The organism is Vibrio minamisatsumaniensis (assembly GCF_050337445.1).
In the GTDB taxonomy this organism is placed as follows: Bacteria; Pseudomonadota; Gammaproteobacteria; order Enterobacterales; family Vibrionaceae; genus Vibrio; species Vibrio artabrorum.
The window spans coordinates 1-2,740 of sequence record NZ_JAKJSY010000156.1; the positions used below are offsets into that span (position 1 = coordinate 1).

2 protein-coding genes are annotated in these 2,740 nt (G+C 35.2%); one reads left to right on the forward strand and one right to left on the reverse strand.

Annotated features, from left to right (window positions below):
• The first annotated feature begins 1,042 nt into the window (after positions 1–1,042).
• A complete protein-coding gene (locus L4B77_RS19755; RefSeq protein ID WP_429752549.1) occupies positions 1,043–2,407 on the forward strand; it encodes a site-specific integrase in 1,365 nt (454 codons plus the stop codon).
• A gap of 66 nt (positions 2,408–2,473) precedes the next feature.
• Here L4B77_RS19755 and L4B77_RS19760 read toward each other — a convergent pair.
• The coding region (locus L4B77_RS19760; protein ID WP_429752551.1) for a hypothetical protein at positions 2,474–2,740 on the reverse strand (267 nt) is incomplete at its 5' end.

The window sequence follows — 2,740 nt, forward strand, 5'->3', positions numbered from 1 at the left end:
GTTCATTGAAATCAATTTTGATTCCGAAGAATCTGTTTTATCTAACGATAAAACGTTTTGATATTCATCAACGAGTGCCCACACAGATTGATAGGTTTAAATTGTTAAAGAGCTTCACTTGTTGAGCGTTCCTTTTAAATAAGGTACCTCTCGAAGTGGACGGCCATTCTAGCGAATTAACATTCAGTGTCAAACACTTTTTGAAAATTAATTTCTCATCATTTGCCGTCTTACTGATTATTGCTGAAGCCTTGTGGCGCCTGCCGTCTCAGTGGGGTCGCATTATAGAGACGCAACCATTATTGGCAAGCACTAAATGCGTTTTTTATTAAAAAAAGGGGGTAAGCAAAGTTATTCAACCCAAGAGCTTATTTATACCAATTACCTACCAACTTTTAAACAAAATACCCACAAACACCTGTGGATAACACGTATGGCTGATTGAAAAAGGTTGGGATCATAAATAAGAAAATTCGAATAAACCTAGGTTTTACGTTACCTGATATAGCTTAAAAGAATAATTTCCCCTCCTAAGCCCATAGGCCACTCTCGGAACCGCGACATTTATTCTATGCCATTGCATTTCAGAGTCTTACTGCAAAGTAAAAATCCATAAGAAACAGCCATGCACTAATTAGGGTTATTGATACTTGAGAATGAATAAAGAGGTGATAAGAAGAGCGACTCAATGCAAACAGACTAAGTGAGATACACCTAGTTGATTCATTCATCTACCTATCACAATCCCGCGCACAGTAAAATGTATCTTCTTCTATATAACGACAGGGGGTAGGAATTGAGTTGATAGCAGAAATAATAAATCCAGAGCCACTTTTGATTGCGCTAGATACAACAAAGCCCCGACTTTCGTCGAGGCTTTGTCATTTAAATATGGTACCGGTAGGCGGACTTGAACCGCCATGCCCGAAGGCAACGGATTTTGAATTGGTTAGTTATAAGTAAATCATATCTTTTAACAATCACTTACACTACAATACCATAATGCTTATACAAGTTTTTATACAACTTTAAGGATTTTGGAATGTATGAATATCAAACCAAAGGCTTGGCTATATACCGTCAGAATCATACTAAAAGTATCTATGTAAGACTACGAATTGACGGTAAAGAGATTAAACGCTCTCTCAAAACATCAGACATAGTTGAAGCAAGAAGTCGAGCTTGGGCTTTAAAGTTTGAATACGAGGGAAGAGCAACAGCAGGATTACCGATCTTTGAAACAAAAGAGCTTTCCGTCAAAAAAGCTTTTGAGATGGTTGTTGCAGATTTAGACAACAAAAAACCACAAAAATCTATCTATCACGATTATCGACACGTAATAAATAATTTCATCGTTCCGCACTTCAAAAGAAAATCTATCAAAGAGCTGACGACTAAAAACATACGTCAATACTTTGAGAGCCTAGAACTATCAGGGACACGCTACAACATCAATAAAACTTGTTTTAGTCGTCTTTTTTTAATGCTCGAAGAAGAAGAGCTACTAAAAAAATCAGAGTTCCCTACTCTACCAAAGAAGATTGAAAAGAAGCGAGCCGAGGACAGAGATACATTCTCACCAAATGATCTTGATTTAATCCTTGCAGAACTTGAAAATTATCACGCCACAGGTAAACAGAATCAGCTATCAGTCGATATTAAAAAGACTTTATACCATTACTTCATCTTTCTTTTAGAGACAGGCGTAAGACCTGGGGAAGAAGTCTATCATCTAAAATTCAAGGACATTAAAAAAGGTTCAGAAAATTATTATCTCTATGTTACGAAAGGAAAAACTCAGCGATATAATAAAAATGGTCGTAGAATTTCATTGAGTAAAAAAGCCCTAGATTCATTGATTGAGATAGCACGAATCCAAAACCCAGATCATACCATCACAGAAAAAAACTTTATCAATATTGATAGATTGATTCTTGAAAACTCAAACAACAAAATCCCTTGCTACTCTAGCCAGTTCAACACGTTCAAAAACTACCTAGCTAAAAAGAAAATTGAACTTAAAAACTATGTATTGTATTCGTGTCGTCATACGTTCATCACTACACGACTGGCGCAAGGCGTAGACATTTATCTAGTAGCTAAATACGTTGGTAATAGCGTTGAGACAATCCAGAACTTCTATGATGATTACAAGCTACACAATCAAACTCACATCGACCAATTGACAGGTAGAAACAGGCACAAAGAAAATTGGGATGAGTATAATAAAATTATGCGTGAGCAAGCTTCTCAAGATGTTGTTCGTGGTGATAGACCATTATCACCAGATGAAGAAGAGCAACGCACAGAACAAGACATAGAAGCGTCTAAACTCCTTTACCCAGATAGTGAGCAACCAGTTCCACGCTATGAAGATTTTTATGATGAAGACGGTGATCCATTGTAAAAGAAGTAGACAAACAAAAAGGAAGAATTAAAACCATTCTTCCTTTTTGTTCGCCATAATTTAAAGTCAATATTCTTCAATATCATCATCTTCATAGTAAATTTCTTTTTCAAAATCAATTATTAATTCTTCATCAATTACATTCAGAAAAACATCATAGCCATTTCTTAATATTCTATCTCCATTCAAAAAGTCCTCTTTGTATCTTTCTATATTTTCGTGAGTGCATTCAATATTTTCATAACAAAGACAACCGTTGAAAACAGAATAAAAAACACCATAATCTTTTAATTCAAAACAATCATAATCAAAATTAGATTCATCATAATAAAC

Excerpts from the sequence above, each read along its gene's own strand:
- L4B77_RS19755 (WP_429752549.1), top strand. The coding sequence starts at position 1,043 with ATGTATGAATATCAAACCAAAGGCTTGGCTATATACCGTCAGAATCAT.